At 58.5% G+C, this 26925-nt stretch carries 29 protein-coding genes; 26 read left to right on the top strand and 3 right to left on the bottom strand.

Features of this window, described 5'->3' with window-relative positions; genetic code table 11:
* Positions 1-13 precede the first annotated feature (13 nt).
* The 5 genes from ffh to rplS all read left to right on the top strand — a co-directional run bounded on the left by ffh (position 14) and on the right by rplS (position 3584).
* Complete coding sequence (gene ffh / locus ACZ89R_RS12115; protein WP_123494408.1) at positions 14-1390, top strand: signal recognition particle protein; 1377 nt, start codon at positions 14-16, stop codon at positions 1388-1390.
* Positions 1391-1639: 249 nt separating this feature from the next.
* Positions 1640-1891 (top strand): 30S ribosomal protein S16, encoded by a 252-nt coding sequence (gene rpsP, locus ACZ89R_RS12110; RefSeq protein WP_003198088.1) that lies wholly within the window; start codon positions 1640-1642, stop codon positions 1889-1891.
* Positions 1892-1896: 5 nt separating this feature from the next.
* A complete protein-coding gene (rimM, locus tag ACZ89R_RS12105) occupies positions 1897-2433 on the top strand; it encodes a ribosome maturation factor RimM (protein WP_007897576.1) in 537 nt (178 codons plus the stop codon).
* Complete coding sequence (gene trmD, locus ACZ89R_RS12100; protein WP_173667518.1) at positions 2415-3188, top strand: tRNA (guanosine(37)-N1)-methyltransferase TrmD; 774 nt, start codon at positions 2415-2417, stop codon at positions 3186-3188. Before rimM ends, trmD begins: the two co-directional genes overlap by 19 nt.
* Before the next feature lie 45 nt (positions 3189-3233).
* Positions 3234-3584 carry a 50S ribosomal protein L19 gene (gene rplS / locus ACZ89R_RS12095; protein ID WP_003175895.1) on the top strand — a complete coding sequence of 117 codons (351 nt, stop codon included), beginning with the start codon at positions 3234-3236 and terminating at the stop codon, positions 3582-3584.
* 236 nt (positions 3585-3820) lie between these two features.
* Here rplS and suhB read toward each other — a convergent pair whose 3' ends face one another.
* A complete protein-coding gene (suhB, locus tag ACZ89R_RS12090) occupies positions 3821-4639 on the bottom strand; it encodes a type III secretion system regulator SuhB (protein ID WP_052967503.1) in 819 nt (272 codons plus the stop codon).
* A gap of 146 nt (positions 4640-4785) precedes the next feature.
* On the opposite strand from suhB, the gene trmJ reads away from it, so the two are divergent.
* The 21 genes from trmJ to ACZ89R_RS11985 all read left to right on the top strand — a co-directional run bounded on the left by trmJ (position 4786) and on the right by ACZ89R_RS11985 (position 23807).
* Positions 4786-5556 (top strand): tRNA (cytosine(32)/uridine(32)-2'-O)-methyltransferase TrmJ, encoded by a 771-nt coding sequence (gene trmJ, locus ACZ89R_RS12085; protein WP_429545673.1) that lies wholly within the window; start codon positions 4786-4788, stop codon positions 5554-5556.
* Positions 5557-5558: 2 nt separating this feature from the next.
* A complete protein-coding gene (gene cysE, locus ACZ89R_RS12080) occupies positions 5559-6332 on the top strand; it encodes a serine O-acetyltransferase (protein ID WP_429545674.1) in 774 nt (257 codons plus the stop codon).
* A 255-nt stretch (positions 6333-6587) separates the two neighbouring features.
* Entirely contained in the window at positions 6588-7079 is a 492-nt protein-coding gene (gene iscR, locus ACZ89R_RS12075) for a Fe-S cluster assembly transcriptional regulator IscR (protein ID WP_003227911.1), read from the top strand.
* A 50-nt stretch (positions 7080-7129) separates the two neighbouring features.
* Positions 7130-8344 (top strand): IscS subfamily cysteine desulfurase, encoded by a 1215-nt coding sequence (locus ACZ89R_RS12070; RefSeq protein ID WP_192345539.1) that lies wholly within the window; start codon positions 7130-7132, stop codon positions 8342-8344.
* Between the two features lie 85 nt (positions 8345-8429).
* The gene (iscU, locus tag ACZ89R_RS12065) at positions 8430-8816 is read left to right on the top strand and encodes a Fe-S cluster assembly scaffold IscU (RefSeq protein WP_003443374.1); all 387 of its coding nucleotides are present in this window, start codon (positions 8430-8432) and stop codon (positions 8814-8816) included.
* A gap of 34 nt (positions 8817-8850) precedes the next feature.
* Entirely contained in the window at positions 8851-9174 is a 324-nt protein-coding gene (iscA, locus tag ACZ89R_RS12060; RefSeq protein WP_007903589.1) for an iron-sulfur cluster assembly protein IscA, read from the top strand.
* 8 nt (positions 9175-9182) lie between these two features.
* On the top strand, positions 9183-9704 hold the full coding sequence (gene hscB / locus ACZ89R_RS12055; RefSeq protein WP_095632456.1) for a co-chaperone HscB: 522 nt from the start codon (positions 9183-9185) through the stop codon (positions 9702-9704).
* A gap of 51 nt (positions 9705-9755) precedes the next feature.
* On the top strand, positions 9756-11621 hold the full coding sequence (gene hscA, locus ACZ89R_RS12050) for a Fe-S protein assembly chaperone HscA (protein WP_429545675.1): 1866 nt from the start codon (positions 9756-9758) through the stop codon (positions 11619-11621).
* Positions 11621-11962 carry an ISC system 2Fe-2S type ferredoxin gene (gene fdx, locus ACZ89R_RS12045; protein WP_007903596.1) on the top strand — a complete coding sequence of 114 codons (342 nt, stop codon included), beginning with the start codon at positions 11621-11623 and terminating at the stop codon, positions 11960-11962. The genes hscA and fdx overlap by 1 nt, the downstream gene beginning before the upstream one ends.
* A 14-nt stretch (positions 11963-11976) precedes the next feature.
* The gene (iscX, locus tag ACZ89R_RS12040; protein WP_123494403.1) at positions 11977-12177 is read left to right on the top strand and encodes a Fe-S cluster assembly protein IscX; all 201 of its coding nucleotides are present in this window, start codon (positions 11977-11979) and stop codon (positions 12175-12177) included.
* Between the two features lie 92 nt (positions 12178-12269).
* Positions 12270-12695: a nucleoside-diphosphate kinase gene (gene ndk / locus ACZ89R_RS12035; RefSeq protein ID WP_007903599.1), complete on the top strand. Its 426-nt coding sequence runs from the start codon at positions 12270-12272 to the stop codon at positions 12693-12695.
* Positions 12696-12723: 28 nt separating this feature from the next.
* On the top strand, positions 12724-13872 hold the full coding sequence (rlmN, locus tag ACZ89R_RS12030) for a dual-specificity RNA methyltransferase RlmN (RefSeq protein ID WP_007903600.1): 1149 nt from the start codon (positions 12724-12726) through the stop codon (positions 13870-13872).
* A gap of 12 nt (positions 13873-13884) precedes the next feature.
* Entirely contained in the window at positions 13885-14643 is a 759-nt protein-coding gene (gene pilW, locus ACZ89R_RS12025) for a type IV pilus biogenesis/stability protein PilW (protein ID WP_007903601.1), read from the top strand.
* Positions 14643-15683, top strand: a complete 1041-nt coding sequence (locus ACZ89R_RS12020) for a RodZ domain-containing protein (protein ID WP_429544187.1) — start codon at positions 14643-14645, stop codon at positions 15681-15683. The genes pilW and ACZ89R_RS12020 overlap by 1 nt, the downstream gene beginning before the upstream one ends.
* 3 nt (positions 15684-15686) lie before the next feature.
* Complete coding sequence (gene ispG / locus ACZ89R_RS12015) at positions 15687-16796, top strand: flavodoxin-dependent (E)-4-hydroxy-3-methylbut-2-enyl-diphosphate synthase (RefSeq protein ID WP_008070966.1); 1110 nt, start codon at positions 15687-15689, stop codon at positions 16794-16796.
* Positions 16797-16833: 37 nt separating this feature from the next.
* Positions 16834-18123 (top strand): histidine--tRNA ligase, encoded by a 1290-nt coding sequence (hisS, locus tag ACZ89R_RS12010; RefSeq protein WP_007903604.1) that lies wholly within the window; start codon positions 16834-16836, stop codon positions 18121-18123.
* Positions 18124-18163: 40 nt separating this feature from the next.
* Entirely contained in the window at positions 18164-18805 is a 642-nt protein-coding gene (locus tag ACZ89R_RS12005; RefSeq protein WP_007903605.1) for a tetratricopeptide repeat protein, read from the top strand.
* Positions 18798-19949, top strand: coding sequence for an outer membrane protein assembly factor BamB (gene bamB, locus ACZ89R_RS12000; protein WP_038981745.1), 1152 nt, complete (start codon positions 18798-18800; stop codon positions 19947-19949). The genes ACZ89R_RS12005 and bamB overlap by 8 nt, the downstream gene beginning before the upstream one ends.
* A gap of 235 nt (positions 19950-20184) precedes the next feature.
* Positions 20185-21654, top strand: coding sequence for a ribosome biogenesis GTPase Der (gene der / locus ACZ89R_RS11995; protein ID WP_008070964.1), 1470 nt, complete (start codon positions 20185-20187; stop codon positions 21652-21654).
* 225 nt (positions 21655-21879) lie between these two features.
* Positions 21880-23028: a pyridoxal phosphate-dependent aminotransferase gene (locus ACZ89R_RS11990; protein ID WP_429545676.1), complete on the top strand. Its 1149-nt coding sequence runs from the start codon at positions 21880-21882 to the stop codon at positions 23026-23028.
* The gene (locus ACZ89R_RS11985; RefSeq protein ID WP_427623015.1) at positions 23016-23807 is read left to right on the top strand and encodes an amidohydrolase; all 792 of its coding nucleotides are present in this window, start codon (positions 23016-23018) and stop codon (positions 23805-23807) included. The genes ACZ89R_RS11990 and ACZ89R_RS11985 overlap by 13 nt, the downstream gene beginning before the upstream one ends.
* A gap of 163 nt (positions 23808-23970) precedes the next feature.
* On the opposite strand, the gene leuA is transcribed toward ACZ89R_RS11985, so the two are convergent.
* Together leuA and ACZ89R_RS11975 are read right to left on the bottom strand one after the other, a co-directional pair.
* Positions 23971-25650 (bottom strand): 2-isopropylmalate synthase, encoded by a 1680-nt coding sequence (gene leuA / locus ACZ89R_RS11980; protein ID WP_429545677.1) that lies wholly within the window; start codon positions 25648-25650, stop codon positions 23971-23973.
* Positions 25651-26101: 451 nt separating this feature from the next.
* Entirely contained in the window at positions 26102-26923 is an 822-nt protein-coding gene (locus ACZ89R_RS11975) for a peptidoglycan DD-metalloendopeptidase family protein (protein ID WP_429545678.1), read from the bottom strand.
* Between the last annotated feature and the right edge of the window lie 2 nt (positions 26924-26925).

Here is a 26925-nt window from a genome sequence, read left to right as displayed (position 1 = left end):
AAAGGATCGCGCAATGTTTGAAAACTTAACCGACCGTCTCTCGCAGACGCTGCGCCATGTCACCGGCAAGGCCAAGCTGACCGAAGACAACATCAAAGACACCCTGCGCGAAGTGCGCATGGCGCTGCTCGAAGCCGACGTCGCCTTGCCAGTGGTCAAAGACTTCGTCAACTCGGTCAAGGAGCGCGCTGTCGGCACCGAGGTGTCGCGCAGCCTGACGCCGGGCCAGGCCTTCGTGAAGATCGTCCAGGCCGAACTCGAAAGCCTGATGGGCGCGGCCAACGAAGACTTGAACCTGAGCGCCGTTCCTCCTGCCGTCGTGTTGATGGCCGGTTTGCAAGGTGCGGGTAAGACCACCACCGCCGGCAAGCTGGCGCGCTTCCTTAAAGAGCGCAAGAAGAAGTCGGTCATGGTCGTGTCCGCGGACGTTTACCGTCCGGCGGCAATCAAGCAGCTTGAAATGCTCGCGGGTGAAATTGGCGTCACCTTCTTCCCGTCCGACCTGAGCCAGAAGCCGGTCGACATCGCGCAAGCCGCTATTAAAGAAGCAAAACTGAAATTCATTGACGTGGTTATCGTCGATACCGCCGGTCGTTTGCACATCGACGAAGAGATGATGGGCGAGATCAAGGCGCTGCACGCCGCGATCAACCCGGTCGAAACCCTGTTCGTGGTCGATGCCATGACCGGCCAGGACGCCGCCAACACGGCCAAGGCCTTCGGCGATGCGCTGCCGCTGACCGGTGTGATCCTGACCAAGGTCGACGGCGATGCCCGTGGCGGTGCCGCGCTGTCGGTACGTGCCATTACCGGCAAGCCGATCAAGTTCATCGGTATGGGCGAGAAGAGCGAAGCGCTCGAGCCGTTCCACCCTGAGCGTATTGCGTCGCGCATCCTCGGCATGGGCGACGTGCTCAGCCTGATCGAGCAGGCCGAACAGACCCTCGACAAAGACAAGGCCGATAAACTGGCCAAGAAGCTGAAGAAGGGCAAGGGCTTCGATCTCGAGGACTTCCGCGATCAGCTGCAACAGATGAAAAACATGGGCGGCCTCGGCGGCCTCATGGACAAACTGCCGAACATCGGTGGTGTGAATCTGGCGCAAATGGGCAACGCCCAGGGCGCGGCAGAGAAACAGTTCAAGCAAATGGAAGCCATCATCAACTCCATGACCCCGGCCGAGCGCCGCGACCCTGAGCTGATCAGCGGTTCGCGCAAGCGCCGGATCGCCATGGGTTCCGGCACTCAGGTGCAGGACATTGGTCGCTTGATCAAGCAGCACAAGCAGATGCAGAAGATGATGAAGAAATTCTCCGCGAAAGGCGGAATGGCCAAAATGATGCGCGGCATGGGCGGTATGTTGCCCGGCGGCGGCATGCCGAAAATGTAAAAGATTCGCGCCGGCAGTTATGTCGGCGCTGCCCACATGGAAGTGGGATCTCCAGCAAACCCGCACTTGGCGGGAGCTGACTGGCCGTTTTCAACGACGGCTCTATAGCAAATCTGGATGGCGACCGAAAGGCCGCCGGAAAAAGACATTTGCAAAAGTCCGGATATTCCTTAGAATATGCGGCCTTTCGGGCACCTATGCCCGCTGTGCCTTTAGATTTGCAGCACCGACTACAGGAACGATGTTCACATGCTAACAATCCGTCTTGCCCTTGGCGGCTCCAAAAAGCGCCCGTTTTACCACTTGACCGTAACCGACAGCCGCAATCCACGCGACGGTTCGCACAAGGAACAGGTTGGTTTCTTCAACCCTGTTGCTCGTGGTCAAGAAGTTCGTCTGTCCGTGAACCAAGAGCGCGTAGCCTACTGGCTGAGCGTTGGTGCACAACCTTCTGAGCGCGTTGCTCAGTTGTTGAAGGAATCTGCTAAGGCTGCGGCCTGAGCAATATGAGCGCGACGCCAGCTGTTGCCGATGATTTGATCGTTATTGGCAAAATTTATTCTGTTCATGGCGTTCGCGGCGAAGTGAAGGTGTATTCCTTTACTGATCCGACTGAAAACCTGTTGCAGTACAAAACCTGGACGCTCAAGCGCGAAGGCAATGTGAAGCAGGTCGAGCTGGTCAGTGGACGTGGGAACGACAAGTTCCTGGTCGCAAAGCTCAAGGGTCTTGATGATCGTGAAGAAGCGCGTCTTCTGGCTGGTTATGAGATCTGTGTGCCGCGCAACCTGTTCCCTGAATTGACCGACGGCGAGTACTACTGGTACCAGCTGGAAGGTCTGAAGGTTATTGATCAACTCGGGCAATTGCTCGGGAAAATCGATCATCTTCTGGAAACCGGCGCCAATGATGTAATGGTGGTCAAGCCTTGCGCTGGCAGCCTGGATGATCGCGAACGCCTGTTGCCCTATACGGAGCAATGCGTGTTGGCTGTCGACCTTGCCGCAGGCGAGATGAAGGTGGAATGGGATGCGGACTTCTAAACGTGGCTAACCTGCGCGTAGAAGTGATCAGTTTGTTTCCCGAGATGTTCTCCGCCATCAGCGAGTACGGCATCACCAGTCGGGCGGTGAAACAGGGGTTGTTGCAGCTCACCTGTTGGAATCCGCGAGACTACACGACGGATCGACATCACACGGTGGATGATCGCCCATTTGGCGGTGGTCCGGGCATGGTGATGAAGATCAAGCCCCTGGAAGATGCTCTGGTTCAGGCCAAGGCAGCAGCCGGGGAGGCGGCGAAGGTAATTTACCTGTCCCCCCAAGGCCGTCAACTGACTCAGTCGGCGGTACGTGAGTTGGCGAATCTGGATGCATTGATCCTGATTGCCGGCCGCTATGAAGGCATTGACGAGCGTTTTATAGATGCTCATGTCGATGAAGAGTGGTCGATTGGCGACTATGTACTGTCTGGCGGCGAGCTGCCGGCGATGGTCCTGATCGATGCGGTTACACGACTGCTGCCTGGAGCTTTAGGGCATGCGGACTCCGCCGAGGAAGATTCCTTTACGGATGGTTTGCTGGATTGCCCGCACTACACCCGACCGGAGGTGTATGCGGATCAGCGTGTTCCCGACGTATTGCTAAGTGGCAATCACGCGCATATCCGGCGTTGGCGTTTACAGCAGTCCCTTGGTAGGACTTTTGAACGACGCGCCGATCTTCTGGAAAGCCGCTCGCTTTCTGGAGAAGAGAAGAAGCTGCTCGAGGAATACATCCGCGAGCGGGACGATAGTTAACAACGTATCGATGGTAGATCCGACGATTTACCTTAGGAGCACAGCATGACTAACAAAATCATCCTTGCACTCGAAGCAGAGCAGATGACCAAAGAGATCCCTACCTTTGCCCCGGGCGACACCATTGTCGTTCAGGTGAAAGTGAAGGAAGGCGATCGTTCGCGTCTGCAAGCGTTCGAAGGCGTAGTTATCGCCAAGCGTAACCGCGGCGTAAACAGTGCTTTCACCGTTCGTAAAATCTCCAACGGTGTTGGCGTAGAGCGTACTTTCCAGACCTACAGCCCGCAAATCGACAGCATGGCCGTTAAACGTCGCGGTGACGTACGTAAAGCCAAGCTGTACTACCTGCGTGACCTGTCCGGTAAAGCAGCTCGCATCAAGGAAAAACTGGCTTAAGTCCAGCTTCCGATGCAGAAGAGTCGGCCTGTTCAGGCTGGCTCTTCAAGAAAATGCCTCGTATCGAAAGATACGGGGCATTTTTCGTTATGGCTGCATATAAAGGTTGGCTAATGGCGGAACCTGTGGGAGCGGCGTTAAGGGGAAGACTTTTTCCGCACAAAAGAAAACGCCCCGAACAAGTCGAACAAGTCGGGGCGTTTGCTTGAAGTGCTGCGGCTTTTGAGCTTGGGCGTTTAGCGCTTCAGCGAAGCTGGCAGGTGTGGCTGGATCGCCGTCAATACTGCCTTGAAGCACTTGGTGTTGCCGGCGACGATGTGGCCTTTTTCAAGGAAGTCGTGACCGCCGGTGAAGTCGCTCACCAAGCCGCCGGCTTCCTGGATCAGCAGGGCGCCTGCAGCCATGTCCCATTCGGACAGGCCTGATTCCCAGAATGCATCGAAACGGCCGGCAGCCACGTAGGCCAGGTCCAGGCTCGCTGCGCCAGCACGGCGGATGCCGGCGGTCTGGCCTACCAGGGCGCGGAACATGCCCAGGTAGTTGTCGAGGTTGTCCATCTGCTCATCGCGGAATGGGAAGCCGGTACCCAGCAGGGCGCCGTCCAGGCTGGTGCGGCCGCTGACGCGCAGGCGACGACCGTTCAGCTGGGCGCCGCGACCACGGCTGGCGGTGAATTCTTCCTGGCGAACCGGGTCCAGAACAACAGCATGCTCCAGGCGGCCACGGTATTTGCAGGCAATGCTGACAGCGAAGTGCGGAATGCCACGCAGGAAGTTGGTGGTGCCGTCCAACGGATCGATGATCCACAGGTACTCTTCGCCTTCGATGCCGTTACCGGCGTGCATGCCGGTTTCTTCACCCATGATCGAGTGATTAGGGTAAGCCTTGCGCAGCGCATCGATGATTTTCTGTTCGGCGGCGCGATCCACCTCGGATACATAATCCTTGGCGTCTTTTTCGTCGACCTTGATGGTATCCAGGCGCTCGATGGAGCGGAAAATCAATTCACTGGCGCTGCGGGCGGCGCGCAGCGCGATATTCAGCATGGGCTGCATGGATGTGTCACCTAAGGTTGTTAAAGAAAGCCGGGCATTCTATCAGAAAGTTTCTACAGGTGAAGGTCGGTGTTCGCTTTCATAGCTTAACGGTGGGTTGAGCTGTAAGATTCTGCTCCCTATTAAAGTGTTCGAGAGCGTCTCCCTTGCTGCAAAACATTCGTGTCGTCCTGGTCAATACCAGTCACCCCGGCAATATTGGTGGGGCTGCGCGTGCCATGAAGAACATGGGCCTGTCGCGGCTGGTGCTGGTCGAACCGCGGTTGTTCCCGCATCACGAGGCCGATGCGCGTGCGTCCGGCGCCGGTGACATTCTTGAAAATGCTCAAGTCGTCGCCTCCCTGGAAGATGCTTTGGTCGGCTGCAATCTGGTGCTCGGTACCAGTGCTCGTGATCGTCGCATTCCCTGGCCGTTGCTCGATCCCCGCGAATGCGGCGTGAAGGTGGTGGAGGAAGCCGAGCGGGGTGCCGAGATCGCGTTGGTGTTCGGTCGTGAAGATTCCGGCCTGACCAACGAAGAGCTGCAGCGATGTCATTATCACGTGCACATCCCATCAGACCCTGAGTTCAGTTCGCTGAACCTTGGGGCGGCGGTGCAGGTGTTGAGCTATGAAGTGCGTATGTCCTGGTTGGCGGCTGCAGGTCAGCCGAGCAAGGTCGAGAAGGAAGAAGTGGCGTCCACCAAAAGTGGTGAACTGGCGACCATGGATGAGCTGGAGCGATTCTATGAGCACCTGGAGCAAACGCTGGTGGCCATCGAATTCCTCGACCCGGAAAAACCACGGCACTTGATGGCGCGTCTGCGCCGGTTGTACGGACGCAGCTCGGTCAGCCGGGCGGAAATGAATATATTGCGTGGCATCCTCACGGAAACCCAGAAAGCGGCCCGTGGCGAGCTTCTAAAGCGGAAGGATTAATGATGTTCGAGCGTTTGCGTGAAGATATCCAAAGTGTTTTCCATCGTGACCCGGCGGCGCGTAATACTTTTGAGGTTCTGACGTGCTACCCGGGCATGCACGCCATCTGGATCCATCGCCTGTCGTCAGCGTTGTGGGGCATGGGCTGGAAATGGCTGGCGCGTCTGGTGTCGAACTTCGGTCGCTGGTTGACCGGAATCGAGATTCATCCGGGTGCCAAGGTCGGTCGTCGTTTCTTTATTGACCACGGCATGGGCATCGTTATCGGTGAGACTGCCGAGATCGGCAACGATGTCACCCTGTATCAAGGTGTGACCCTTGGCGGCACCAGCTGGAACAAAGGCAAGCGTCACCCGACCCTGGAAGACGGCGTAGTGGTCGGGGCGGGCGCCAAGGTGCTCGGCCCGTTTACGGTGGGTGCCGGGGCCAAGGTGGGTTCCAATGCCGTGGTCACCAAGGCGGTTCCGCCCGGGGCGACAGTGGTGGGGATTCCGGGGCGGATCATCGTCAAGTCCGATGAAGAACAGGACGCCAAGCGCAAGGCCATGGCCGAGAAGATCGGTTTCGATGCTTATGGTGTTGGTGAAGACATGCCGGATCCTGTGGCTCGAGCCATTAACCAGTTGCTCGATCATCTGCAGGCTGTAGATGGGCGACTTGAAGGGATGTGCGGGGCGCTGAAGGACCTGGGTAGCAATTACTGTGCGAAAGATCTGCCTGAGCTGCGCGAAGAAGACTTCGCCTGCGTAAAAGACAAGGATCAGAGTCAGGCGTAGGAGCTGCCGCAGGCTGCGATCTTTTGATCTTTGCTTTAGAAAGGCAAAATCAAAAAATCGCAGCCTGCGGCAGCTCCTACAGGTCGTATTCAGACAATGGCAGCGCGCTCACCGGTGTGCCATTGCGCTATAGACCCTGTTATGATGCGCGCGCTCTTTTGCGGGTAAACCTGAGTAAAGCACTAGGTCTTATAGTTGACTTAAATACTCGGGAATTGCATACTCGCCCCATTCCGAATTCCGTGGTAATTGTCCATGCGACTGACTACAAAAGGCCGATACGCCGTGACCGCCATGCTTGACCTGGCGTTGCACGCGCAGCACGGGCCGGTGTCCCTGGCCGATATCTCCGAGCGCCAAGGCATCTCCCTGTCCTACCTCGAGCAGCTTTTTGCCAAATTGCGCCGCAGCAATCTGGTGTCCAGTGTTCGCGGTCCAGGCGGTGGTTACCAGCTGTCCCGCGACATGCAGGGCATTCAGGTCGCCCAGGTAATCGATGCGGTCAACGAATCGGTCGATGCAACCAAATGCCAGGGCCAGGGCGATTGCCATTCCGGCGACACCTGTCTGACCCACCACTTGTGGTGCGATCTGAGCCTGCAGATTCACGAATTTCTGAGCGGTATCAGCTTGGCTGACCTTGTAACTCGCCGTGAGGTGCAAGAAGTAGCCCAGCGTCAGGACCAGCGTCGTTGCAACAGCAAGGCGCCACGCCTGGACAAGATTGAAGCGTCCGCCGTCGAATGACAGCCAAAGAGCTAGCGGCACGCCAGCCAGCCTGATTTAGGAGATAGTCCATGAAATTGCCGATTTACCTTGATTACTCTGCGACGACCCCGGTTGATCCACGTGTCGCGCAAAAGATGAGTGAATGCCTGCTGGTCGACGGAAACTTCGGTAACCCGGCGTCCCGTTCCCACGTGTTCGGCTGGAAAGCTGAAGAGTCCGTCGAGAACGCTCGCCGTCAGGTCGCTGACCTGGTTAACGCCGACCCGCGTGAAATCGTCTGGACCTCCGGTGCCACCGAGTCCGACAACCTGGCAATCAAGGGTGCGGCGCATTTCTACGCCACCAAAGGCAAGCACCTGATCACCACCAAGATTGAGCACAAGGCTGTCCTCGACACCATGCGCCAACTGGAGCGTGAAGGTTTCGAAGTGACCTACCTCGATCCTCGCGAAGATGGTCTGGTCACTCCAGAGATGGTCGAAGCTGCCCTGCGCGACGACACTATCCTGGTGTCGATCATGCACGTGAACAACGAAATCGGCACCATCAACGACATTGCCGCCATCGGCGAACTGTGCCGCTCCAAGGGGATCCTGTTCCACGTCGACGCCGCTCAGTCCACCGGCAAGGTCGAGATCGACCTGTCGAAACTGAAAGTCGACATGATGTCGTTCTCTGCCCACAAAACCTACGGCCCTAAAGGCATCGGCGCGCTGTACGTCAGCCGCAAGCCGCGTGTTCGCATCGAAGCGACCATGCACGGCGGCGGTCACGAGCGCGGCATGCGTTCCGGCACCCTGGCGACCCACCAGATCGTCGGCATGGGCGAAGCTTTCCGTGTGGCCAAGGAAGACATGGCTGCCGAGAACGTACGCATCAAAGCCCTGAGCGACCGCTTCTTCAAGCAGGTCGAAGGCCTGGAAGAGCTGTACGTCAACGGCAGCATGACCGCCCGCGTACCGCACAACCTGAACCTGAGCTTCAACTACGTTGAAGGCGAATCGCTGATCATGGCGCTCAAGGATCTGGCGGTTTCGTCCGGTTCGGCCTGCACCTCGGCGTCGCTTGAGCCTTCGTACGTACTGCGCGCCCTGGGCCGCAACGACGAACTGGCACACAGCTCGATTCGCTTCACCTTCGGCCGTTTCACCACCGAAGAAGAAATCGACTACGCCGCGCAGAAAGTCTGCGAGGCCGTTACCAAGCTGCGCACTCTCTCGCCGCTGTGGGACATGTACAAAGATGGCGTCGACATTTCGAAAATCGAGTGGGCGGCGCACTGATATTCAAGTCGCCGCAACCGGGCCCCGTCAATCCACGATTGGCCGGGCTTCAAGAGCGACTCCTGATGAGTGAGGATTAAGAATCATGGCTTACAGCGAAAAGGTCATCGACCACTACGAGAACCCGCGCAACGTCGGCAAGATGGACGCGGAAGATCCTGATGTCGGCACCGGCATGGTCGGCGCTCCGGCGTGCGGCGACGTGATGCGCCTGCAGATCAAGGTCAACGAACAAGGCATCATCGAAGACGCCAAGTTCAAGACTTACGGTTGCGGTTCGGCGATCGCCTCCAGCTCCCTGGCGACCGAGTGGATGAAAGGCAAGACTCTGGATGAAGCAGAGACCATCAAGAACACTCAGCTGGCCGAAGAACTGGCTCTGCCGCCAGTAAAAATTCACTGCTCCGTACTTGCTGAAGACGCTATCAAAGCGGCCGTTCGCGACTACAAGCAGAAGAAAGGCTTGATCTGACTTTCAAGATTTGGCGACGAGTAAGGAGTCACCGATGGCTATCAGCATGACAGAAGCGGCTGCTCAACACGTGCGACGCTCCCTCAACGGGCGCGGCAAAGGTGAAGGGATTCGTCTGGGTGTTCGCACCACAGGCTGTTCCGGCCTTGCCTACGTGCTGGAGTTTGTCGACGAGGTGGTGGCAGAGGATCAGGTGTTCGAAAGTCACGGCGAGAAAGTGATCATCGACCCGAAAAGCCTGGCCTACCTGGACGGCACCGAACTCGATTTCGTCAAGGAAGGGTTGAACGAAGGCTTCAAGTTCAACAACCCCAACGTGCGCGGTGAATGTGGCTGCGGCGAAAGCTTCAACATCTGAGGCTGCGCGTGGGTACTCCTTGTCATTTCGCTTTATTTGAGCTGAAACCGAGCTTCCGTCTGGATCTCGATCAGTTGGCCACGCGCTACCGTGAGTTGGCGCGCGGTGTTCATCCGGACCGCTTTGCCGACGCTTCCGAGCGTGAGCAGCGGCTGGCGCTCGAGCAATCCGCGAGCCTCAACGAGGCCTACCAGACGCTCAAAAGCCCCCCCAAGCGCGCGCGATACTTGCTTGCGTTGAGTGGTGGCGAGTTGCCGCTGGAGGTCACGGTGCATGATCCGGAATTTCTTCTGCAGCAGATGGAATTGCGTGAAGAACTCGAAGACCTGCAAGACAGCGCCGACCTGGCCGGCATTGCCGTGTTCAAGCGCCGCTTGAAGATCGCGCAGGATGAACTGAACGAAAGCTTCGCAGCCTGTTGGGATGATGCAGCGCAACGTGAACGGGCCGAACGCCTGATGCGGCGCATGCAGTTTCTCGACAAGCTCACCTACGAAGTGCGCCAGTTAGAAGAGCGCCTCGACGATTAACCCAGTGCCGCTCCGGTCGCACGCCTGATATACAGATAAGTCCTGATCACGATGGCCCTACTGCAGATCGCCGAACCCGGCCAAAGTCCTCAACCGCACCAGCGTCGTCTGGCTGTGGGGATCGACTTGGGCACTACCAATTCGCTGGTCGCTGCGTTGCGCAGTGGTCTTTCCGAGCCTCTGGCCGACGCGCAAGGGCAGGTCATCCTGCCGTCTGCCGTGCGCTATCACGCCGATCGCGTCGAAGTCGGCGAGTCGGCCAAACTGGCTGCGGCGTCCGATCCTTTGAACACGGTGATGTCGGTCAAGCGCTTGATGGGTCGTGGTCTGTCCGACGTCAAGCAATTGGGCGATCAACTGCCGTACCGTTTTGTCGATGGCGAGTCGCACATGCCGTTCATCGACACGGTGCAAGGCCCGAAAAGCCCAGTCGAAGTTTCCGCCGATATCCTCAAGGTACTGCGTCAGCGTGCTGAAGCGACCTTGGGTGGCGAGTTGGTTGGCGCGGTGATCACCGTTCCGGCCTATTTCGATGATGCTCAGCGTCAAGCCACCAAGGATGCGGCCAAACTGGCCGGCCTGAACGTGCTGCGTTTGCTCAATGAGCCAACCGCCGCTGCCGTGGCTTATGGGCTGGATCAGCAGGCAGAAGGCCTGGTCGCCATTTACGACCTGGGCGGCGGTACTTTCGATATTTCGATTCTGCGCCTGACCGGCGGTGTGTTCGAAGTGCTGGCTACCGGTGGCGACAGCGCCCTGGGTGGCGATGACTTCGACCATGCAATCGCCGGCTGGATCATTCAGGGCGCCGGTCTGTCGGCCGACCTCGATCCGGGCGTGCAACGCAATTTGCTGCAAACCGCTTGTGCGGCCAAAGAAGCCCTGACCAATTGCTCGTCCGTCGAAGTCGCTTATGGCGACTGGAAGGCCGAGCTGGCCCGTGACGCCTTCAATGCGCTGATCGAGCCGATGGTCGCTCGCAGCCTGAAAGCCTGCCGTCGCGCGGTGCGTGATTCCGGTATCGAGCTGGAAGACGTACACGCTGTGGTCATGGTCGGCGGCTCGACGCGTGTGCCTCGCGTCCGCGAAGCTGTTGCGCAGGCCTTCGGTCGCGAGCCGTTGACCGAAATCGATCCGGATCAGGTCGTGGCCATCGGCGCCGCGATCCAGGCCGATACCCTGGCCGGCAACAAGCGTGACGGCGGCGAACTGCTGTTGCTCGACGTGATTCCGTTGTCCCTGGGGCTGGAAACCATGGGCGGTCTGATGGAGAAGGTGATTCCGCGCAACACCACCATCCCCGTCGCCCGGGCGCAGGACTTCACCACCTATAAAGATGGCCAGTCGGCCATGGCGATTCACGTCTTGCAGGGCGAGCGTGAGTTGATCAGCGACTGCCGCTCCCTGGCGCGTTTCGAATTGCGCGGGATTCCGGCGATGGTGGCGGGTGCGGCGAAGATTCGCGTGACTTTCCAGGTCGATGCCGACGGTCTGCTCAGTGTTTCGGCCCGTGAACTGGGTTCGGGTGTCGAAGCCAGCATCCAGGTCAAACCGTCCTACGGCCTGACCGACGGCGAAATCGCCAAGATGCTCAAGGATTCGTTCCAGCACGCCAATGACGACAAGGTCGCTCGGGTATTGCGTGAGCAGCAGGTCGATGCCCAGCGCCTGATCGAGGCGGTGCAGGGCGCTCTGGAAGTTGACGGCGAACGCCTGCTCGACGCCGAAGAGCGCATGGTCATCGAATTGCAGATGCAGGAACTGACCGAATTGATGAAAGGCACCGATGGTTACGCCATCGAGCAGCAGACCAAGCGTCTGTCGCAAGTGACCGATGCCTTTGCTGCCCGCCGCCTGGACTCGACGGTGAAAGCCGCTCTGGCGGGGCGCAACCTGAATGAAATCGAGGATAACTGATGCCGCAGGTCATTTTTCTGCCACACGAGAAGTTCTGCCCGGAAGGCATGGTTGTAGAGGCTGAGCCTGGTATTTCCATTCTCGAACTGGCCCATGAACACCATATCGAGATGGAAAGCGCTTGCGGCGGCGTCTGCGCCTGCACCACTTGTCACTGCATCGTTCGCGAAGGTTTCGATTCGTTGGAAGAGGCCGATGAGCTGGAAGAAGACTTTCTTGATCGGGCATGGGGTCTGGAAGCGCAATCTCGTCTAGCCTGTCAGGCGATCGTCGGGACAGAAGACCTGACCATCGAAATTCCGAAATATTCGCTCAACCATGCAGCCGAAGCGCCGCACTGATTCAAGGAGCCGACATGAGTCTGAAATGGGTTGATGTGCTTGAAATCGCGATCCAGCTGGCTGAATCCAGGCCAGAAGTGGACCCGCGTTTCGTGAACTTCGTTGATCTGCACCAATGGGTGCTGGCATTGCCGGAGTTCAGTGATGATCCGACCCGCGGTGGCGAGAAGGTGCTTGAAGCCATTCAGGCCGCCTGGATCGAAGAAGCAGACTGATTCTGCACCGTACGCCGTTAGGCAATACCAAAGAACCCGCGTATAATTCGCGGGTTTAATTTTTCGCAAATTACCGTTTCTGGAGTTACACCATGGCTGTTCAACGTACTTTCTCCATCATCAAGCCTGACGCTGTTGCAAAAAACGTTATCGGCGAGATCACCACTCGTTTCGAAAAAGCTGGCCTGCGCGTTGTAGCTTCGAAACTGAAGCAACTGTCCAAAGCTGAAGCTGAAGGCTTCTACGCTGAGCACAGCGCTCGTGGTTTCTTCAACGACCTGGTTGCTTTCATGATCTCCGGTCCGGTTGTCGTTCAGGTTCTGGAAGGCGAAAACGCTATCGCTCTGAACCGTGAGCTGATGGGCGCTACCAACCCTAAAGAAGCTGCTGCCGGCACCATCCGCGCTGACTTCGCTGATTCCATCGACGCCAACGCTGTACACGGTTCGGACTCCGAAGCCGCTGCTGCTCGCGAAATCTCGTACTTCTTCGCAGCTACTGAAGTAACCACTCGCTAAGCATTGGCTTAAGAGTGAAGGTGAATCCATGACTACATCGACTGTAAAAACCAACCTGCTGGGTCTGACTCAACAGGAAATGGAAAAATTCTTCGACTCAATCGGGGAGAAGCGTTTCCGTGCCGGTCAGGTAATGAAATGGATTCACCACCTTGGCGTTGATGATTTCGACGCCATGACGAACGTCAGCAAGGCCTTGCGCGACAAGCTCAAGGCCATTGCTGAAGTCCGCGGCCCCGAAGTGGTCAGCGAGGACATCTCCACCGATGGCACCCGTAAATGGGTAGTACGCGTGGCGTCCGGTAGCTGCGTCGAGACCGTGTACATTCCCCAGGGCAAACGCGGCACTCTGTGCGTTTCGTCCCAGGCAGGCTGTGCCCTGGATTGCAGTTTCTGCTCCACCGGCAAGCAAGGTTTCAACAGCAACCTCACCGCCGCCGAAGTGATCGGTCAGGTGTGGATTGCCAATAAATCGTTCGGCAGCATCCCGGCGACCGCCGACCGTGCCATCACCAACGTGGTGATGATGGGCATGGGTGAGCCGCTGCTGAACTTCGACAACGTCGTGGCCGCCATGCATCTGATGATGGATGACCTGGGCTACGGGATATCCAAGCGCCGCGTGACCCTGTCGACTTCGGGTGTGGTGCCGATGATCGATGAGCTGTCCAAGCACATCGACGTGTCCCTGGCGTTGTCGCTGCACGCACCGAATGACGCATTGCGTAACCAATTGGTGCCGATCAACAAGAAATATCCGCTTAAGATGCTGCTCGAGTCGTGCCAGCGCTACATGTCGTCCCTGGGCGAAAAGCGCGTGCTGACCATCGAGTACACCTTGCTCAAGGACATCAACGACAAGGTTGAACACGCCGTTGAGATGATTGAGCTGCTCAAGAACATCCCGTGCAAGATCAACCTGATTCCGTTCAACCCGTTCCCGCATTCCGGTTACGAGCGTCCGAGCAACAATGCGATTCGTCGTTTCCAGGATCAGCTTCACCATGCAGGCTTCAACGTCACCGTACGCACCACCCGCGGTGAAGACATCGATGCCGCGTGTGGCCAATTGGTAGGGCAGGTGCTGGATCGCACCCGTCGCAGCGAACGTTATATCGCCGTGCGCGAGTTGAGCGCCGAAAACGATATCGCAACGAACGCCGCGAACAATAATTAAGAGAGGATCTCTATGTCCCTGCGCTTCGCGCTGCTTGTGCTGTTGGCCAGCCTCTGTGCTGGTTGTGTCCTGTCGGGCGATTTCAACCCGATGAAGACCAGCAAGGGCCGTGATGAAGCGCGTGCTGCCTACGTGCAGCTGGGCTTGGGTTATTTGCAACAGGGCATGACCGAGCGCGCCAAAGTCCCGTTGAAGAAGGCCTTGGACCTGGATAGCTCGGATCCTGACGCCAACGCAGCCCTGGGGCTGGTGTTCCAGGCTGAGATGGAGCCGGAACTGGCCGATCAGCATTTTCGCAAGGCGCTGTCTTCTCGTCCCGCCGATGCGCGAATCCTGAATAACTACGGCAGTTTTCTTTTCGAAGAGAAACGTTACAAAGAAGCGTATGAACGCTTCGAACAGGCCGCCGCCGATACTTTGTATCCTGAGCGTTCACGGGTTTTCGAAAACCTGGGCATGACCGCTTCAAAGCTAGGCCAGCGTGATCTGGCCCGCCAGCAACTGGAAAAAGCCCTGCGTCTGAATCGCCAACAGCCACGTGCATTGCTGGAAATGGCTGAGTTGTCTTACGAAGACAGGCATTATGTGCCCGCGCGTGACTATTACGACCGTTTTAGCCTGCTTACCGAGCAAAATGCACGTAGTCTATTGCTCGGCGTTCGGCTGGCAAAAGTGTTCGAAGATCGCGACAAGGCCGCCAGTTTCGGCCTGCAATTAAAACGACTCTATCCCGGTACGCCGGAATATCAGCAATACCTGTCGGAGCAATGATGAAAGCGGCGCATCCCGAAGTTGTAGCAGCGAATCGCGTTAACCCCGGTGAGACTTTGCGCCAGGCCCGCGAAAGCAATGGCTGGTCGCTGGCCGAAGTGGCCCTCAAGCTCAACCTCACCGTCAATTCCCTGAGCAATCTGGAAGCCGGCGCTTTCGACAAGCTGCCTGGTCACACCTTTGCTCGTGGCTATATTCGCGCGTATGCCAAATTGCTCGGCATGGACCAAACCGTTCTGGTCCAGCAGTTCGACCAATCCACCGGCACCGACTCCCATGGCAGCAACGTCCACAGCCTGGGGCGTATCGAAGAGCCGGTTCGGGTTTCCCACACCATTTTGCGAATTGTCAGCCTGCTGTTGCTGCTTGCGGTGATTGGCGGTGGTTTTATCTGGTGGCAGGATCAAACTTCACTGCGTACCAAAGACCTGATTGGCCTGGCGCCGGAACACGTTGAAGTCGAAGGCGCTGACGGCACCACCCAGATCCATCCACTGGACGAGCCGGAAGACCAGGCCGTTGCGCAAGGTCAGGCTGAAGGTGAAACGCCGCTTGCGTTGCCTCAGGCCGAGACTTCGACCGAGGAACCAGTCAATGCCGAAACGAGTGCACCGGTTCCAGCGCCAGTCGTTTCAGCATTAACGCCTGCGGCTGCGGCCCACAGCACTGCTCCGGTTGTCGCAACACCGGCGACGCCAGCGACACCTGCCCCGGCAGTTCCCGCTGTACCGGCACCGGTTATCTCTGCTCCAATTGCTCCGACCGCCCCGGCTCCAGCTCCGGCAGCTCCGGTGGCCGGCCAAGGCCAGGTTCAACTGCAATTCACCGCCGATTGCTGGACGCAAGTGACCGATGGCACCGGCAAGGTGCTGTTGAGTGGTCTGAAGCGTAAAGGCGAAAATGTATCCGTTAGCGGCAAGCCGCCCTTTTCCGTGCGTCTGGGCTTCGCCCGTGGCGCGCAGGTCAGCTACAACGGGCAGGTGGTTGATGTCGCTCCGTTCACCAGTGGCGAGACTGCTCGCCTGAAGTTGGGTCAATAAGTCATGCACGGCGAATCTCCAATCAAACGTCGCGAATCCCGCAAGATCTGGGTGGGTAATGTGCCCGTAGGCGGCGATGCGCCTATCGCTGTGCAGAGCATGACCAACAGCGACACCAATGACGTGGCCGCTACCGTGGCCCAGATCAATCGTCTGGAAGCCGCTGGCGTCGATATCGTGCGGGTTTCCGTGCCGGACATGGACGCCGCAGAAGCCTTCGGCAAGATCAAGCAATTGGTCAAAGTGCCGTTGGTGGCCGACATCCATTTCGACTACAAGATCGCTTTGCGCGTCGCCGAACTGGGCGTGGATTGCTTGCGCATCAACCCGGGCAACATCGGTCGTGAAGACCGCGTGCGTGCGGTGGTCGATGCCGCCCGTGATCGCGGGATTCCGATCCGCATCGGCGTCAACGCCGGTTCCCTGGAAAAAGACCTGCAAAAGAAATATGGCGAGCCGACGCCCGCTGCGCTGGTCGAGTCCGCCTTGCGTCACGTCGAACACCTCGAGCGCCTGAATTTCCAGGACTTCAAGGTCAGCGTGAAAGCCTCCGACGTGTTCATGGCCGTCGCCGCCTACCGCTTGCTGGCCAAGGAAATCGTTCAGCCGCTGCACTTGGGCATCACTGAAGCCGGTGGTTTGCGCTCAGGCACAGTGAAATCCGCCGTGGGCCTCGGTATGCTGCTCGCCGAAGGGATTGGCGATACTATTCGCATCTCGCTGGCGGCCGACCCGGTCGAGGAAGTGAAAGTCGGCTACGACATTCTCAAATCCCTGCACCTGCGTTCCCGTGGCATCAACTTCATCGCCTGCCCGAGCTGCTCGCGGCAGAACTTCGATGTGGTCAAAACCATGAACGAGCTGGAAGGGCGCCTCGAAGACCTGCTGGTGCCGCTGGATGTCGCGGTGATCGGTTGCGTGGTCAACGGGCCGGGCGAAGCCAAGGAAGCCCATATCGGCTTGACCGGCGGCACGCCAAACCTGATTTACATCGACGGCAAGCCGGCGCAGAAACTGACTAATGACAATCTGGTGGATGAGCTTGAACGCTTGATCCGTCAGAAAGCGGCCGAAAAGGTCGAAGCCGATGCAGCGGTAATCGCTCGCGGCTGAGCCTGACTAAAAAGCCGAACGAATTTAAGGATTTATAGTGAGCAAGTCTCTGCAAGCCATTCGTGGCATGAACGACATCCTGCCCGAACAGACGCCCCTGTGGCGTCATTTCGAGGGCACCGTCTCGCGTCTGCTGGATAACTACGGTTACAAGCAGATCCGCATGCCGATCGTCGAGTTCACCGAGCTGTTCAAACGCTCCATAGGTGAAGTAACCGACATCGTCGAAAAAGAGATGTACACCTTCGAAGATCGCAACGGCGATTCCCTGACCCTGCGCCCTGAAGGCACAGCGGCCTGCGTGCGTGCGGTGCTCGAACACGGCATCACCGGCGGCGGTCAGGTGCAGAAACTCTGGTACATCGGCCCGATGTTCCGTCACGAACGTCCACAGAAAGGTCGTTATCGCCAGTTCCACCAGATCGGTTGCGAAGTCTTCAACCTCGACGGTCCGGACATCGACGCCGAGCTGATCGTGCTGACCTGGCGCCTGTGGGGCGAGCTGGGTATCCGTGATGCGGTCAAGCTCGAACTCAACAGCCTGGGCACCAGCGAGTCCCGTGGTCGCTATCGTGAAGCACTGGTCGACTACCTGTCCGCTCGCCTGGATCAACTGGACGAAGACAGCCAGCGCCGTCTGAAGACCAACCCGCTGCGGGTTCTGGATACCAAGAATCCCGACACTCAAGCGGCGTTGGCCGACGCGCCAAAGATGGCCGATTACCTCGACGAAGAATCCCGCGTGCACTTCGAGGGCCTCAAGGCTCGTCTGGACGCCGCCGGCATTCCTTATGTGATCAACCCGAAGCTGGTTCGCGGGCTGGACTACTACAGCAAGACCGTTTTCGAATGGGTCACCGACAAGTTAGGCGCCCAGGGCACCGTATGTGCCGGTGGTCGTTACGACGGTCTGGTGGAGCAGATGGGCGGCAAGCCGACCACGGGCGTTGGCTTCGCCATGGGCATCGAGCGCCTGGTGCTGTTGCTTGAAACCCTGGAGCAGATTCCCGAAGAAATCTCCCGTCAGGTCGATGTCTACCTCTGCGCCTTCGGTGAAGCCGCCGAGCTGGCCGGTCTGGCCCTGAGCGAGCGTGTTCGTGATCAATTGCCCAACCTGCGCCTGCAAGTCAATGCCGGCGCCGGCAGCTTCAAAAGCCAGTTCAAGAAAGCCGACAAGAGCGGTGCGCTGTATGCATTGATTCTCGGTGACGACGAAATGGCCCAGCAAGTGGTAGGTTTCAAACCCCTGCGTGGCCAGGGCGAACAACAAAGCATTGCCTGGGATGCGCTTGCTGCACACCTGGCCACCTGCGTCGTGCAGGGTTGAAGCTGTCAAACAGCCGATTTAGCGATTAAGGAGTATTGGGGTGTCGAGTACCGAAGACGAACATCTGGCGGAGTTGAAGGACTGGTGGACACGCAACGGCAAGCCCCTGGTCACTGGCGGCCTGTTGGCGCTGGTCATCGTGTTCGGCTGGCAGGCCTTTCAGAAGTATCAGAGCAATCAGTCGCAAGGCGCCTCGATTCTCTATCAGCAATTGCTCGAAACCACGCTGACGCCTGACGGCAAGCCTGATGCTGCACGTGTTTCGGATCTGGCCGGCAAGCTCAACAGCGAGTTCGGCGGCACCGCTTACGCGCAATACGGCAGCCTGTTCGTGGCGAAAGTTGCAGTCGACAGCGGCAAGCTGGACGACGCAGCCAGCGAGCTGAAAGCCATTGTCGCCAAACCGGCCAACCCGGCACTGGGCGAAATTGCCCGTCAGCGCCTGGCGCAGGTGCTGGCCGCGCAGAACAAGGTCGATGAAGCCCTGAAACTGCTCGAAGGCGATGCCGACAAAGCCTTCCTGGCCACTCGCGAAGAACTCAAAGGTGACCTGCTGGTGCAGCTGGGTCGTACCGACGAAGCGAACACGGCGTATCAAAAAGCCAAGGCGGCACTGTCGGATGAAGCGGCGGTCGGTGGCCTACAAATCAAGCTGGACGACCTGGCCAAAGGGGATGCGTGACGTGATCCGTTGGAAACATGCAGCATTGCTGGCTCTGGCCATACTGGCCGCGGGTTGCAGCAGCAACAGCAAAAAAGAATTGCCACCGGCCGAGTTGACCGACTTCAAAGAAGAAGTGGTTCTGCAAAAGCAGTGGAGTCGTTCGATCGGTGACGGTCAGGGCGAAACCTACAACATGCTGGTTCCGGCGATCGATGGCGATACCATCTATGCCGGCGACGTCACCGGTGTGGTGATGGCGATGGATCGCAGCAATGGCGATGTCAAATGGAAGAAAGATCTCGAACTGCCTGTCTCCGGCGCCGTTGGCGTAGGTTACGGTCTGGTCATGATCGGCACGCTCAAGGGTGAAATCGTTGCCCTGGACGCCAGCAGCGGTGAAGAGAAATGGCGCGCTCGCGTGACCAGTGAAGTGCTCGCGCCGCCGGCCACCAACGGTGACGTTGTTGTGGTTCAGACCCAGGATGACCGTCTGATCGGTCTGGATGCCGCTACCGGCAACCAGCGCTGGTTGTATGACAGCACGCCAGCGGTTCTGACCCTGCGCGGCACCAGCGCACCGATCGTCACCAATCGCCTCGCGGTGGCTGGCCTGTCGACTGGTAAAGTGGTTGCTCTGGATGTTTCCAACGGCGTGCCGGTATGGGAACAACGCGTAGCGATTCCACAAGGTCGTTCGGAACTGGAGCGTGTGGTCGATATCGACGGTGGCTTGCTGCTGTCCGGCGGTACGCTGTATGTCGCCAGCTACCAGGGTCGCGTCGCGGCACTGGATCTGGAAAGCGGTCGTCAGCTCTGGCAGCGTGATGCTTCCAGCTATGCCGGCGTTGCTCAGGGTTTTGGCAGCGTCTACGTGAGCCTGTCTGCGGGCACCGTTGAAGGCGTTGACGAGCGTTCCACCACTGCCTTGTGGAGCAACGATTCGCTGGCCCGCCGTCAATTGTCGGCTCCGGAAGTGTTCTCCAGCTATGTTGCAGTCGGTGATATGGAAGGTTACCTGCACCTGCTGAGTCAGGTGGACGGTCGTTTCGTCGGCCGCGAGCGCATCGACAGCGACGGCCTGCGTGCCCGTCCGCTGGTGGTGGGTGACACGATTTATCTGTATGGCAACAGCGGCAAACTGGAAGCCCTGACCATCAAGTAAGAACTATGCTTGGGGTTTAACCCCCAAGCGGCTTCACCTGTGGGTATGAATGTGGGAGCGAGCCTGCTCGCGAAGGACGTCAACGATAATGTTTGCGGCCTGAATGAATGCGGTGCCTTTGCGTTTATCGCGAGCAGGCTCGCTCCCACAAAAGACCCCCAGTGATTGCCCCGAGCACCAGCCGCTGCCTCGCAGCGGCTTTTGTATTTTCTGAAATAACGAAGTGGAGAGCCGCATGGTTCCCGTAATCGCCCTGGTGGGCCGACCGAACGTCGGCAAGTCCACCTTGTTCAACCGCCTGACCAGGACTCGCGACGCCATCGTCGGCGACTTGTCCGGTCTGACCCGTGATCGCCAGTACGGTGAGGCCAAGTGGCAAGGGCGTTCCTACATTCTGGTCGACACCGGTGGTATCTCCGGTGACGAGCACGGTATGGACGAAAAAATGGCCGAGCAGTCGCTGCTGGCCATTGAAGAAGCGGATGTCGTTCTGTTCCTGGTAGATGCCAAGGCCGGTTTCACCGCGGCCGACCAGATGATCGCCGAACACTTGCGCAAGCGTAACAAGCGTTCTTACGTGGTTGCCAACAAGGTCGACAACATCGACCCTGAAATGGCCCGCGCCGAATTCGCCCCGTTGGGCATGGGCCACGCGATCCCGATCGCCGGCGCTCATGGTCGTGGCATCACCCAGATGCTGGAAATCGCCCTGAGCGACTTCCCGAAAGACGACGAAGAGCCGGAAGAAGGTGAAGAAGAGATCGTTGCCGAAGGTGAGGAAGCCAAGCGCATTCCTGGCCCAAGCGAAAAAGACGGTATCAAGATCGCCATCATCGGCCGCCCGAACGTTGGCAAGTCGACCCTGGTCAACCGCATGCTCGGTGAAGACCGGGTCATCGTTTATGACCAGCCCGGCACCACCCGCGACAGCATCTACATCCCGTTTGAACGTAACGACGAGAAGTACACGCTGATCGACACTGCCGGTGTGCGCAAGCGCGGCAAGATCCACGAAGAAGTTGAAAAGTTCTCCGTGGTCAAAACCCTGCAAGCGATCAAAGACGCCAACGTGGTGATCTTTGTGATGGACGCCCGCGAAGGCGTGGTGGACCACGACCTCAACCTGTTGGGCTTTGCCCTTGAAGCCGGTCGTGCGCTGGTTATCGCGATCAACAAGTGGGACGGCATGACGCCGAGCGAGCGCGACTTCGTCAAGGTCGAGCTGCAACGTCGGCTGTTCTTCGTCGACTTCGCCGATATCCACTTCATCTCGGCCCTGCACGGCACTGGCGTAGGCAACCTCTACGCGTCGGTACAGAACTCGTTCAAGTCCGCGGTCACCCGCTGGCCGACCAACCGCCTGACCCAGATTCTGGAAGATGCGGTCGGCGAGCACGCGCCACCGATGGTCAACAACCGCCGGATCAAGCTGCGTTACGCCCACTTGGGTGGTGCCAACCCGCCGATCATCGTGATTCACGGTAACCAGATCGAGAAGGTGCCGAAGTCTTACGTGCGTTACCTGGAAAACACCTATCGCCGTGTCTTGAAGCTGGTCGGTACGCCGATTCGCATCGAGTTCAAGGGCGGCGAGAACCCGTACGAAGGTAACAAGAACTCGCTCACCGACCGCCAGGTCAACAAGAAGCGTCGGATGATGTCGCACCACAAGAAAGCCGACAAAAAGCGCCGGGACAAGCGCTGATTCAATCGTTCGGCGTCATGCTTTTGTAGGAGCTGCCGAAGGCTGCGATCCTTTGATTTTACTTTAACGACAAGATCAAAAGATCGCAGCCTGCGGCAGCTCCTACAGGGACCGGTCAGAAAGAGGGTGCTCACCAGAGCGCCCTTTTTTTATGGGCGCCGTTTGGGCTATTCTCGAGCTCTCCCGTGCCGTCGTAGAGCCGGGTGTAGAGCCAGGGAATCACCGATGATCACCAGTAAGCTGCCGAATGTCGGCATCACTATCTTCACGCAGATGTCCCAGCTTGCGGCGCAAACCGGGGCGATCAATCTGTCTCAGGGGTTTCCCGATTTCGACGGCCCGCAAGCCCTGCGTGATGCAGTCGGTCGCCACATCGCCAGTGGCCACAACCAGTATTCGCCGATGACTGGCTTGCCGGTGTTGCGTCAGCAGATTGCGGCGAAGATCGCTCGCAGCTACGGCGTCCATATCGATGCCGACAGCGAAGTGACGGTCACTCCCGGCGCGACACAGGCAATTTTCTGCGCCATTCAGGCGGTGATCCACAGCGGTGACGAAGTCATCGTGTTTGATCCGGCCTACGACAGTTATGAACCTTCGGTGGAGCTGGCCGGTGGCCGTTGCGTGCATGTGCAACTGGGCCTCGACGATTTCAGTATCGACTTCCAGAAGCTTGCCGATGCGTTAAGCCCGCGTACGCGGATGATCATTCTTAACAGCCCGCACAACCCCAGCGGCGCGTTGATCAGTCGTGCCGAGCTGGATCAACTGGCGGCGTTGATTCGCGACCGCGATATCTATGTGATCAGCGACGAGGTCTACGAACATCTGGTATTCGATGGCGTATCTCACGTCAGCGTGTTGGCCCACGAAGAGCTCTACCGGCGCGCATTTGTGGTCAGTTCGTTCGGCAAGACCTACCACGTCACCGGCTGGAAAACCGGTTATGTCGTGGCACCTCCAGCCCTCACCGCGGAGCTGCGCAAGGTTCACCAATACGTCAGTTTCTGCGGCGTGACGCCACTGCAATACGCGTTGGCCGATTACATGGCCGAGCATCCGGAACACGTCGAAGAGTTGCCGGACTTCTATCAGGCCAAGCGCGATCTGTTCTGCGATCTGCTGTCGCCGTCGCGCTTCAGTTTCACCCGCGTGGCCGGTACTTACTTCCAGCTGGTCGATTACTCGCAGATTCGCCCGGACCTCAATGACGTCGAGATGGCGCTGTGGATGACCCGCGAACACGGCGTCGCGAGCATCCCGATTTCTGTGTTCTACCAGACGCCACCCGAAGGCCAGCGCCTGGTACGTCTGTGCTTTGCCAAACGCGAGGAGACCCTGCGTGAAGCAGCGGTAAAACTATGCGTGATCTGAGTGCTCTGCCCAATCTGAATGTCGCGCTGATCCAGACCACCCTGGCCTGGCATGATCGTCAGGCCAATCTGCAGCATTTCGAGCCTTTGCTGGAACAGGCTCGCGGCGCTGACCTGATCATCCTGCCGGAGATGTTTACCACCGGTTTCTCCATGGAATCGGAAACCCTCGCCGAGCCGGAAAATGGCCCCACCAGTAAATGGCTGCGGGTTCAGGCGGCGAAACTGGATGCGGTGATCACCGGCAGCATCATCGTCCAGGTGGCTGACGGCAGTCATCGCAATCGTCTGTTGTGGGCGCGGCCGGACGGGGAGGTGTGGCATTACGACAAGCGTCACCTGTTCCGCATGGCGGGCGAGCACAACCATTTCACCCCGGGCGAGCGTCAGGTGCAGTTCGAATTGAAGGGCTGGCGAGTGCGGCCGCTAATTTGCTACGACTTGCGTTTCCCGGTCTGGAGCCGCGACCCTCAAGACACCGACTTATTGCTGTACACCGCCAATTGGCCGGGCGCCCGGCGCCAGCACTGGAACCGTCTGCTACCGGCACGGGCGATCGAAAACCTCTGCTATGTGGCGGCGGTGAACCGCATCGGTACCGATGGAAAAGGCTTTGCGTATACCGGTGACAGTCAGGTGCTGGATTTCCAGGGGGAGACGTTGCTTGGCGCAGGCGATGCTGATGGTGTGTTCAAGGTCGTTCTGGACGCGGCGGAACTGGCGGCTTATCGTGCGCGTTTTCCGGCGAATCTGGATGCGGATACCTTCGAGTTCACTTGAGAATCGGGTGGTCCCGAAAAGATCGCAGCCTTCGGCAGCTCCTACAGGGGAATGCATTCCAACATAGGAGCTGCCGAAGGCTGCGATCTTTTGATCTTTCAGCAACACAAACAAAAAGGCCCCGAGGTTCTCACCCCGGGGCCTTTTGCATTGCAGCGCTGACTTACGCCGCTTTCGCTTCCGGCTGGCTCAGGGAGCGGTTCAGCGCGCTGAACAGGGCCTTGAAGCTGGCGGTGGTGATGTTTTCATCGATGCCGACGCCGTGCACCGCACGCTCACCGTTTACGCGCAGTTCAATGTAGGCCGCAGCCTTGGCATTGGTACCCGCGCCGATGGCGTGTTCGTTGTAGTCCATGATTTCCACCGGGATCGGCAGACCGGCCACCAGCGCTTCCAGAGCGCCGTTGCCCTTGCCACGCCAGTGCAGGTTGGTTTCGCCCTGGCCTTTGCTGGAGACTTCCACTTCCACGGCGCTGTGACCGTTTTCTTCCTGCAAGCGATGGCTGACCAGCGCGTACGGGGTGTTGGCCTGCAAGTACTCGCTGTGCAGCAACGCGTGGATCTGCTGGGCTGTCATCTCCAGGCCCAGACGATCGGTTTCACGCTGCACGACCTGGCTGAACTCGATCTGCATGCGGCGCGGCAAGTTGATGCCGTATTCCTGTTCCAGCAGGTAAGCGATACCGCCTTTGCCCGACTGGCTGTTGACGCGAATCACCGCCTCGTAGCTGCGGCCGATGTCGGCCGGGTCGATCGGCAGGTACGGCACTTCCCACAGGGCATCCGTTTGCTGCTGGGCGAAGCCCTTGCGGATCGCATCCTGGTGGGAGCCGGAGAACGCGGTGTGAACCAGGTCGCCGACATACGGGTGACGTGGGTGCACCTGGATCTGGTTGCATTCTTCGACGACTTTGCGCACGCCGTCGATATCGGAAAAGTCCAGTTCAGGGTTGATGCCCTGGGTGTAGAGGTTCAATGCCACGGTCACCAGGTCGACGTTACCGGTCCGCTCGCCGTTGCCGAACAGGCAACCTTCGACACGGTCGGCACCGGCCATCAGGCCCAGCTCGGTGGCGGCCACGCCAGTGCCACGGTCGTTGTGGGTGTGCAGGCTGATGATCACGCTGTCACGACGGTTGATGTGGCGGCCGAACCATTCGATCTGGTCGGCATAGATGTTCGGGGTGGCGCATTCGACGGTGGCAGGCAGGTTGAGGATGACCTTGTGCTCAGGCGTCGGGTTCCAGACTTCGATGACTGCGTCGCAGACTTCTTTGGCGAACTCGAGCTCGGTGGCGCTGAAGGTTTCTGGCGAATACTCGAAAGTCCACTCGGTTTCCGGCTGCTGGGCGGCGTATTTGACGAACAGCTTGGCGGCGTTTACGGCGATGGCCTTGACCCCGTCCTTGTCCTGATTAAAGACAATGCGGCGGAAGGAAGGGGAGGTCGCGTTGTACAGGTGAACGATGGCTTTCTTGGCGCCGCGCAGGGATTCGAAGGTGCGTGCGATCAAGTCTTCACGGCCCTGGGTCAGCACCTGGATGGTGGTGTCGTCCGGGATGTGGCCGTCTTCGATCAGCGTACGCACGAAGTCGAAGTCGGTTTGCGAAGCGGCCGGGAACGAGGCTTCGATTTCTTTCACGCCGACTTGCACCAGGGTCTTCCAGAAACGCAGCTTCTTGACCGCGTCCATCGGCTCGATCAGCGACTGGTTGCCGTCACGAAGGTCCGAGCTGCACCAGATCGGCGCTGCGGTGATGGTCTTCGATGGCCAGGTGCGGTCCGGGATATCGATGGTCGGGAACGCGCGGTATTTCGAAGACGGGTCTTTGAGCATGCTCATCGGGAAATCCTTATTGTGTGGGCCGAAAAAAGGCGGCCTGCCGGTGGATCAAAAGTTGGGATAAAGCGTAAGACGAGGCACCGCGATTCAGCCTGGCAGTCGTGCGCTGACGAGGCACAGGCTGCGGTGCTGGCGAAGCTGAATGAGGGTGTGAGAGGTTTTCATGCCTTCAACCCTAACCGCGGGAGGAAAGGATGGCAAGCAGTCGAAAAAAATTGAGAGGAATACTTGAAAAGCGGGGTTTTGCGCGATTTTATTGTGTTTTATTCGGCCGATCGTTGTGATTTTTGCGCGGGGTTTGATAGGTGCGCAATTACGCTGGTCGAGATATTTCAGTGCCTGGGAGTGCGTCATCGCTAGCAGGCTAGCTCCCACAGGGGAGTTGTGTGGTGAACACGGTCCAATGTGGGAGCCAGCCTGCTGGCGATGAGGCCAGTGGCCTCACAATGCTTCAGGGCTGAAATGCGCCAATGAAAATCGCCGGGTCCACCCGGGCGTCATTCAGGCTGACGTTCCAGTGCATATGCGGCCCAGTCGCCCGGCCAGTCGCACCGACTTTGCCGACCACGCCACCACGCGCCAGTTGCTGCCCAACCTTCACGTCGATCTTCGACATGTGACAGAACATGCTGATAAAGCCCTGGCCGTGGTCGACGAATACCGTATTGCCATTGAAGAAGTAGTTACCGATCAGGATCACCTTGCCGGCGGCCGGGGTCTTGATGGGTGTTCCAGCGCCCACCGCGAAATCCAGACCTGAATGGGGATTGCGCTCTTCACCGTTGAAAAAGCGGCGCACGCCGAACTTGCTCGACAGTGGGCCGTTGACCGGCTTGTCCAGCAGCAGGTTGCTCGGAGTGTTTGGACTGAAGGTGCGATAGGCGGCAATCTGCTCGGCCAGCTCCCCCTCGATGCGCTTGAGATTCTCCGGGTTCGGATTGACCTGCTGGGTATTCTTCAGGGTGATGTGCTGTTCCGGGTATTTCTTGCTGCCGACAGTGAAACTCAGGTTGCGTCCGCCGCTGCTGATGGATTGGGCGCCCGGCTTGACCGTCAGCGGCACGCCGACGATGGCCAGCCAGTTGTTCTGTTCCTTGACCACCAATACCGGTCTCCCCTGATAGCTTGCTTTGGGTGCCTGGGCGGAGCTGCCCAGATCCACCACCGCCACGCCACCCGGCACCGGTTTGTTCAACAGGCGGGTGATGTAACTGTCGGCGTGGGCGTTGAAGGTCAGGCACAGCAACAGCAGCGGAGCTAAAAAACGCGGCATGG

The organism is Pseudomonas sp. TE3728, assembly GCF_056279145.1.
This window is presented reverse-complemented; position numbering and strand designations above follow the sequence as displayed.

Bases quoted from the DNA above. Each gene is read 5' to 3' on its own strand.
- ACZ89R_RS11975 (WP_429545678.1), bottom strand. From the start codon at position 26,923: ATGCCGCGTTTTTTAGCTCCGCTGCTGTTGCTGTGCCTGACCTTCAAC.
- leuA (WP_429545677.1), bottom strand. From the start codon at position 25,650: ATGAGCATGCTCAAAGACCCGTCTTCGAAATACCGCGCGTTCCCGACC.
- cysE (WP_429545674.1), top strand. From the start codon at position 5,559: ATGTTCGAGCGTTTGCGTGAAGATATCCAAAGTGTTTTCCATCGTGAC.
- rpsP (WP_003198088.1), top strand. From the start codon at position 1,640: ATGCTAACAATCCGTCTTGCCCTTGGCGGCTCCAAAAAGCGCCCGTTT.
- rplS (WP_003175895.1), top strand. From the start codon at position 3,234: ATGACTAACAAAATCATCCTTGCACTCGAAGCAGAGCAGATGACCAAA.
- iscX (WP_123494403.1), top strand. From the start codon at position 11,977: ATGAGTCTGAAATGGGTTGATGTGCTTGAAATCGCGATCCAGCTGGCT.
- iscR (WP_003227911.1), top strand. From the start codon at position 6,588: ATGCGACTGACTACAAAAGGCCGATACGCCGTGACCGCCATGCTTGAC.
- ACZ89R_RS12070 (WP_192345539.1), top strand. From the start codon at position 7,130: ATGAAATTGCCGATTTACCTTGATTACTCTGCGACGACCCCGGTTGAT.
- ACZ89R_RS12020 (WP_429544187.1), top strand. From the start codon at position 14,643: ATGAAAGCGGCGCATCCCGAAGTTGTAGCAGCGAATCGCGTTAACCCC.
- rlmN (WP_007903600.1), top strand. From the start codon at position 12,724: ATGACTACATCGACTGTAAAAACCAACCTGCTGGGTCTGACTCAACAG.
- suhB (WP_052967503.1), bottom strand. From the start codon at position 4,639: ATGCAGCCCATGCTGAATATCGCGCTGCGCGCCGCCCGCAGCGCCAGT.
- iscU (WP_003443374.1), top strand. From the start codon at position 8,430: ATGGCTTACAGCGAAAAGGTCATCGACCACTACGAGAACCCGCGCAAC.
- ffh (WP_123494408.1), top strand. From the start codon at position 14: ATGTTTGAAAACTTAACCGACCGTCTCTCGCAGACGCTGCGCCATGTC.
- trmD (WP_173667518.1), top strand. From the start codon at position 2,415: ATGGGATGCGGACTTCTAAACGTGGCTAACCTGCGCGTAGAAGTGATC.
- ACZ89R_RS11985 (WP_427623015.1), top strand. From the start codon at position 23,016: ATGCGTGATCTGAGTGCTCTGCCCAATCTGAATGTCGCGCTGATCCAG.
- bamB (WP_038981745.1), top strand. From the start codon at position 18,798: ATGCGTGACGTGATCCGTTGGAAACATGCAGCATTGCTGGCTCTGGCC.
- fdx (WP_007903596.1), top strand. From the start codon at position 11,621: ATGCCGCAGGTCATTTTTCTGCCACACGAGAAGTTCTGCCCGGAAGGC.
- iscA (WP_007903589.1), top strand. From the start codon at position 8,851: ATGGCTATCAGCATGACAGAAGCGGCTGCTCAACACGTGCGACGCTCC.
- ndk (WP_007903599.1), top strand. From the start codon at position 12,270: ATGGCTGTTCAACGTACTTTCTCCATCATCAAGCCTGACGCTGTTGCA.
- rimM (WP_007897576.1), top strand. From the start codon at position 1,897: ATGAGCGCGACGCCAGCTGTTGCCGATGATTTGATCGTTATTGGCAAA.
- der (WP_008070964.1), top strand. From the start codon at position 20,185: ATGGTTCCCGTAATCGCCCTGGTGGGCCGACCGAACGTCGGCAAGTCC.
- pilW (WP_007903601.1), top strand. From the start codon at position 13,885: ATGTCCCTGCGCTTCGCGCTGCTTGTGCTGTTGGCCAGCCTCTGTGCT.
- ispG (WP_008070966.1), top strand. From the start codon at position 15,687: ATGCACGGCGAATCTCCAATCAAACGTCGCGAATCCCGCAAGATCTGG.
- hscA (WP_429545675.1), top strand. From the start codon at position 9,756: ATGGCCCTACTGCAGATCGCCGAACCCGGCCAAAGTCCTCAACCGCAC.
- ACZ89R_RS11990 (WP_429545676.1), top strand. From the start codon at position 21,880: ATGATCACCAGTAAGCTGCCGAATGTCGGCATCACTATCTTCACGCAG.